General features: G+C 42.1%; 6 protein-coding genes. 5 read left to right on the top strand and 1 reads right to left on the bottom strand.

The window, feature by feature from the left end:
* The first annotated feature begins 136 nt into the window (after positions 1-136).
* The gene (locus tag QWZ17_RS01950; RefSeq protein ID WP_290303184.1) at positions 137-340 is read left to right on the top strand and encodes a type II toxin-antitoxin system Phd/YefM family antitoxin; all 204 of its coding nucleotides are present in this window, start codon (positions 137-139) and stop codon (positions 338-340) included.
* Here QWZ17_RS01950 and QWZ17_RS01945 read toward each other — a convergent pair.
* Complete coding sequence (locus QWZ17_RS01945) at positions 322-888, bottom strand: RNA polymerase sigma-70 factor (RefSeq protein ID WP_290303183.1); 567 nt, start codon at positions 886-888, stop codon at positions 322-324. The genes QWZ17_RS01950 and QWZ17_RS01945 overlap by 19 nt on opposite strands.
* Before the next feature lie 207 nt (positions 889-1,095).
* Between QWZ17_RS01945 and QWZ17_RS01940 the strand changes: the two genes are divergently transcribed.
* The 4 genes from QWZ17_RS01940 to QWZ17_RS01925 all read left to right on the top strand — a co-directional run bounded on the left by QWZ17_RS01940 (position 1,096) and on the right by QWZ17_RS01925 (position 6,811).
* Positions 1,096-1,401 carry an ArsR/SmtB family transcription factor gene (locus QWZ17_RS01940; RefSeq protein ID WP_290303182.1) on the top strand — a complete coding sequence of 102 codons (306 nt, stop codon included), beginning with the start codon at positions 1,096-1,098 and terminating at the stop codon, positions 1,399-1,401.
* A gap of 12 nt (positions 1,402-1,413) precedes the next feature.
* The gene (locus QWZ17_RS01935) at positions 1,414-1,905 is read left to right on the top strand and encodes an SRPBCC family protein (protein WP_290303181.1); all 492 of its coding nucleotides are present in this window, start codon (positions 1,414-1,416) and stop codon (positions 1,903-1,905) included.
* A 121-nt stretch (positions 1,906-2,026) separates the two neighbouring features.
* The gene (locus QWZ17_RS01930; RefSeq protein WP_290303180.1) at positions 2,027-3,088 is read left to right on the top strand and encodes a FecR family protein; all 1,062 of its coding nucleotides are present in this window, start codon (positions 2,027-2,029) and stop codon (positions 3,086-3,088) included.
* A 225-nt stretch (positions 3,089-3,313) separates the two neighbouring features.
* On the top strand, positions 3,314-6,811 hold the full coding sequence (locus QWZ17_RS01925; protein WP_290303179.1) for a TonB-dependent receptor: 3,498 nt from the start codon (positions 3,314-3,316) through the stop codon (positions 6,809-6,811).
* The last annotated feature ends 9 nt before the right edge of the window (positions 6,812-6,820 follow it).

Raw genomic sequence — 6,820 nt, 5'->3', positions numbered from 1 at the left:
AAAATGTGAACAAACACCGAAAATAAAAATAAAAATCCACTTATAAGGTTTCGAACACTCAAGGTTTTAAACCCATCGCTATGCGGAAGGGTATAAGAATGTTTTTTTCGTTTGCTATCTTTATTGAAATAAAACGATGGAAATAACTTCATTCAGAAATTTTAGACAGCAAATAAAGGTGTCCTTAGATAAAGTAAGACGCAGCCATAAGCCCTTGGTGGTAGATTGCGGAAACGACGGAGATATTGTCATTATTTCTAAAGCGGAGTATGATAATATGCAGGAAACTTTCCGTCTGTTTAAAAGCGCGACTGTATCTTCTCAAAACATAAACAAATAACTCACATGCCTCAGCGTTTGCCTCAGTTTCTCTAAGGCAATGCTCACCTGGCGTTCCACAGTTTTAGGGGATATATTAAGCTGACTGGCAATCTCTTTATACTTCATATCGCTAAAACGACTCAGTACAAAAATTTCGCGGCATTTTTCGGGGAGGGTATTGATGGCGGCTTTGATCTGGCTGGCAAGCTCTTTTTCTTCATAACCGTTTTCAACGGCGCTGCGTACCTCATCAAGCAGGTTGTTTTTTTGCAGGTATACTACGTAAAGGTTTTCTATTTTCTGGTGCTTAAGGTAATTGAGGCTACGGTTTTGCACCATTTTATACAGGTATGAGCTTACCGAAGTTGAAAAGGTTACTTCATGGCCTTTCTCCCATAAGTCGGTAAATACATCGGCAACAATTTCCTCGGCAACCAGTAAATCATTCACAAAACGGTTGGCAAAAAGTGTGAGGCGCGTGTAGTGAAGCTTAAATAAAGCCTCAAAACCCCGGGCATCGCCCTGCGTGAGTTTTGTAATTAATACGTGGTTGCTTTTGGTAATCATTTATTCATAAGGCAAGAAAACAGATCACTTTTTAAAAAACTTTAACAAGTTAGGGATTAATTTTCATAAGCATCAAATTTAATGTGGAAATAATGATAAAGTAACCTGCATTATTTGGCGGCGGGATTACTTGCCCCAATAAATTTTCAAAAAAAACTTGCGCAATTGATCGGTTGCGCATATATTTGCAATCAAACGGTTGCAAATATGAGAAGAGATATTTTCCAGGCCATTGCCGATCCTACCCGCAGGGCTATCCTGAGCCTGCTGGCTTTACAAGCCATGACACCCAATGCACTTGCCATACATTTTGAAAGCAGCCGGCAGGCGGTATCCAAACACATCCAAATCCTTACCGAATGCGAGGTACTTAGTCAGGAGCATATAGGCAGAGAAATTCATTACCACGTAAATCTTCAAAAAATGAAAGAGATAGACCATTGGCTTGAAAACTTCCGCAAGTTGTGGGAAAACAAGTTTAACCAGTTAGACGATTTATTAAACGACCTTTAAAAACCAACAATTATGAAAAATGAAACAGTGATCACCAAAGATCTGGCTAACAAAAAGCTGCACATTACCCGCTATTTTGCCGCCCCGGTAGCAAAGGTTTGGAAAGCCTGGACCGACAGTAGTGTATTAGACAAATGGTGGGCACCAAAACCATGGAAAGCCGAAACCAAAATCATGGACTTTAAAGAAGGAGGCTTTTGGCTGTATTGTATGGCAGGCCCCAATGGAGAGCGCTCATGGTGCCGGGTAGATTTTACAAAGATTGATGCCGGTAAAAGTTTTGCCGCCACAGCCTGCTTTTGTGATGAAGATGGCAATATTAATAGCGACTTCCCGAAGATGTACTGGAATAACGTTTTTGAAGCTACGGAAACAGGCACAAAACTGGAAGTAGACCTTAGTTTTGACAGTGAGGACGATCTGGAAAAAATTGTTGCTATGGGCTTTGAAGGTGGCTTTACCATGGGGCTTAACAACCTTGCCGAATTACTGGCAGCAGAATAATATATACCTGTTATTAGTTATAGCATCAGCCGGCTCAGCAACGAGCCGGCTTTTTTATTGAAAATATTTTTCGACGGTTTGAGGGTATAGTCCTTTTCAGTTGTCTTAGCAATATATAAGGATGGATAACGAAGAAATAAAACTGTTACTGGTAAAATATATAACTCGCGAAGCCAATGATGAAGAGGTAGAGCAGGTAAGGCTATGGGTAAGCGCGCATCCCGAAAACGAACAGTATTTTGCGCAGCTTTACGAAACCTGGCAAAATATGCTGTACCTGCAACCCGATGTGGTTAAAGAGGAAAAAGCGTTCCAAAAATTCGCCGCGGATAATTTACCGCGCGAAACAAAGTATCGTACACTTAAAATATGGAGTAAAGTTGCAGCCGCTATAACGGTATTTAGTGTGCTTACCGGGTTATTGCTTAATCATTACGCTCAAAACACGCAAAAATTAAAACAGGTAGCTGTAAACAAGGGGGGCATTAAAAAGATAGTACTGAGCGATGGCACCCTGGTTTGGCTTAATGCAGGCAGTAGGCTTAATTATAATACCGGGTTTGGTAAAACCAACCGTACGGTTTACCTGGAAGGAGAAGCGTTTTTCGATATCGCCCCGGGCAAAAAAACAATACCCTTTTTGGTAAACACAAAAAATTATACTGTTAGGGACATCGGCACAAAATTTAATTTAAAGGCCTATCCAACAGATCGCTTCTTTGAAGCTACCGTGGTAAAAGGCGAGGTGGCTGTTGAGGGTAATGTAGATAACAACACCCACGAAATGAACCGTATTTATGTGAAGCCTCACCAGGTGCTCAGGATTTATTATCCCAAGGCCGATGAGGATGGTAAGCCGGTTGATAAAAAAGAGTTGGATAACCTTAACGAGATTCAGATGATGCAAATCGATTCGGCAAAAATGGACCGTTATGATGGCTGGAAAGATGATTTGCTGGTATTTGACGGTAACACACTTGATGAAATTTCAAGAGTGCTGGAGCGCAGGTATAATGTAAAAATTATGATGAATGATACCAGTCTGCAAAATATCCGCTACTCGGGCAGCTTTAAAAATGTGGCCAGTATCAATAAGGTTTTGGAACTGATTAAGGGTAATACGCCCATTGATTATTCCGTAACCGGCAACACCGTGAACATAACCAAAAACGATAAAAACTAATCTGTTAACCTTTAAAAAACAAAGCATTATATGATCAGAAACTAACGCTCTCTTTCAAAATAAAAAACCCGACGTGCGCTAACACTCCGGGTTCTTATAAAATCAATAGCTAATACCCTACGCTTGGGGAAGCATCGTATTAACTGATTAACAAACAAATTTATGATAAATTTTGACAGGAAACCTGTATGGGCTGCGCGCGCGTGGCAAAAAACGATTAAAATTATGAAGCTTGTAACTGTTTTACTCTTCACGGGAATAATGCAAATACACGCGGCTGTTTACTCACAAAACGTTTTCAACTTTAACGTAAACAATGTATCTGTAAAGCAAATGTTTAAGCAGATTGAGAAAAGCAGCAAGTACACGGTTTTTTACCGGTTAGACCAGGTTAACGTTGATAAAAAGATCAATGTGGAACTGCAGGACGCCAACATTGAAACCGTAATGAAAAATGTGCTTAAAAACCAGCAGCTTACCTTTCAGGTGGTTGATGATATCATCATTGTTAAACCTGCTGGCGGTAAAGAAATAGTAACCCTTACCGTAACAGGCGTAGTTACCGATGTAAGCGGCTCGCCTTTACCCGGTGTAAGCATAAAGCTCAAAGGCAGCTCATTGGGCACTGTAACCAATATGGATGGTAAATACACCATCACCCTGCCCGATGGCACGGGCACACTGGTGTATAACTTTTTGGGGTTTACCAGCCAGGAAGCCGCGGTTAACGGCCAAAGCGTTATCAACATAAAACTGGCCGAAGAATCAAAAGCTTTAAACGAGGTTGTTGTGGTAGGTTATGCTACCCAAAAGAAAAAGGACCTTACCGGCGCGGTTGCTGTGGTAAATGTTAAAGATCTTAACAAGCAGGCATCATCATCGGTAAACAGTCAGTTGCAGGGGCAGGCATCCGGTGTTACCGTTACAGGATCTGGCCAGCCGGGCGAAGAACCGCAGGTACACATCAGGGGTTTTAACACTTTTGGCGATAATACCCCGCTGTATGTGGTTGATGGGATGGAAACTTATGATGTAAGTACCATCAATCCTAATGATGTAGAATCGTTACAGGTGTTAAAGGATGCGAGCTCGGCCTCTATATATGGAGCAAGGGCTGCCAATGGGGTAATCATTATCACCACCAAAAAAGGTAAAGGCAAAGTAAGCATCCAGTACGATGCTTATTACGGTTCGCAGGTGCCTAAAGGCGGTAATGTTTGGAATACCATTAATCCGCAGCAACAAGCCAGCCTGCAATTGACAGCCGAAAAAAACTCGGGTACTACCGATTTTCAGGACCCTTTGTATAACCCTAACGGGCATGGCGCAAATTTTACGCTGCCAGATTATATCACCCCGGCAGGCGCTAAAAACGGCGACCCATCGGTTGATCCCTCAAAATACTATGTGAACCCTAATTATACATCGCCCGATGATTATAATAACTTTTACAGGATCACAAAAGCCAATAAAACCGGTACCGACTGGTATCACGAACTGTTTAAAACAGCGCCGATAACCAGCCATAACTTAACCTTAAGCGGCAGCAGCGATCAGGCCAGCTACCTGTTTTCGTTAAATTATTTTAATCAACAAGGCACGTTGATTGATACTTATTTAAAACGCTATACCCTGCGCTCAAATACCACCTTTAATATTACCAAACACATCAGGGTAGGCGAAAATATTGCTTATTCTATCACCAATACGCCACAGGTGGCTTCTTCAAACCATGCGCAGGTTACTGCAAATAACCCAGATGGTGTAATAGCGATGGGATTAAGGGAGCAGCCCATTATACCGGTATATGATATTATGGGTAATTATGCAGGCACCTACGGTACGGGCTTAGGCGATGCCAATAACCCGGTAGCTATACAGCAACGCACCAAAGTAAACGGCGCTACGGCCTACAGGCTGTTGGGCAATATGTTTGCCGAGGCCGATATTTTTAAAGGACTTACCCTGCGTACCAGTTTTGGTGGTGATATTTTGAACAGTAAAAATCATTCGTTTAATTATCCAACTTACGAAAACGTTGAAAATTCGCAGATAAACAGTTACAGCGAAAACTCTGAAAATGCCTATAGCTTTAACTGGACAAATACATTATCCTATCAAAAAACTTTTGGCAAGCATAACCTGAATGTGGTTGTAGGTACCGAAGCGGTTGAAGACCATGATAGCAGCCTTGGCGGTAGCATTCAAGGGTTTTATAGTTTTGATCCTCATTACGTAAACCTTTCAACCGGTACCAATAATAAGAATACTTACAGCAGCACGGCCTCCAATTCGCTTTTCTCTGAATTTGCCCGCCTCGATTATATTTTTGACAACAAGTATTTGTTTAATGCAACTATTCGCAGGGATGGTTCTTCAAAGTTCCCGGTCGATCAGCGTTACGGTTACTTCCCGGCATTTAGCGGCGGCTGGCGTGTATCGCAGGAAAGCTTCCTTAAAAATGTGAAATGGCTTACCGATTTAAAAGTGCGCGGCGGCTGGGGTATTATGGGCAACCAGATTAACATGGGCGCCAAAGATGCCTACACTACTTTTAGTACCAATATTGGCCAATCCTACTATCCTTTAGATGGTAATGCGCCATTAGTACCCGGCTTTTACCAGGATCAGATAGCCAATCCACACGCTTTGTGGGAAAAAGATATCAACTCCAACATTGGTTTTGATGCCACCATATTTGATGGCAAAATAGCGGCGACTGCCGATTACTATCGCAAAAACATCAACGATTTGTTATATGCTGCAAGGCAGTTGGGCACCGCCGGTAACGGACAGGTACCTGCCCAAAACGTAGGTAAAATGAAAACCGATGGTTTGGATATCTCGATAACCGGCAACTTTACCGCAAGTAAAGACCTTAGCTTTGGCGCTACCGGTACTATAACTACCTATAATAATAAAATTTTAAAGGTTTCTGACGATCGGGATTATTTTGTGGGCGATGCCACCAGTCGTTTTGATAGCCCGATAACCCGAAGCGCGGTTGGCCACTCTTTAGGTGAGTTTTACGGTTACCAGGTAGACGGCTTTTGGAATAACCAGGCCCAGATTGACGCGGCCAACGCCAGTGCTCAAAAAATAAGTAACGATCCTAACGCCGTTTATCAATCAGACGTTAAGGTAGGCCGATTTAAATATAAGGATGTGAACGGCGATGGTATGATCACCGATGCCGACCGTACTTTTATTGGCAATCCCAATCCTAAGGTAACTGCCGGTTTAAACCTATCTGTAAACTATAAAAACTTTGATGCCAGCGTATTTCTTTACGGTTCATTCGGTAACAAATTATGGAATAGCGTAAAATACTGGAGGGATTTTTATGCATCGTACGGAACAGCGAAAAACTATACCGCGCTTAATGATTCATGGGCACCAACTCACCAAAATGCCAAAGCACCTATCCAGGAGCTTGATGCATCAACCAGTAGTGGTGCCACACCAAACTCCTACTTTGTTGAAAACGGAACTTATGTACGCTTGCGCAACGCGCAAATAGGCTACACTTTTAAAGTGAACGCTTTGAAAAAGGCAGGCATCCAAAAACTAAGGATCTATGTATCGGCAACTAACCTGTTCACTTTAACGGGCTACAGTGGTATTGATCCGGAGTTGAGTGGCAACACCAAAGATTTTGGTATTGATGAAGGCAGTTATGCCAGTCCGCGTACTTTCTTATTCGGCGTTAATTTTTCATTATAACAACATATA

The sequence above is a fragment of the Mucilaginibacter flavus genome, from assembly GCF_030409315.1.
In the GTDB taxonomy this organism is placed as follows: Bacteria; Bacteroidota; Bacteroidia; order Sphingobacteriales; family Sphingobacteriaceae; genus Mucilaginibacter; species Mucilaginibacter flavus.
Note: the sequence above shows the minus strand (reverse complement) of the source record. Positions and strands in the feature narration are given on the sequence as shown.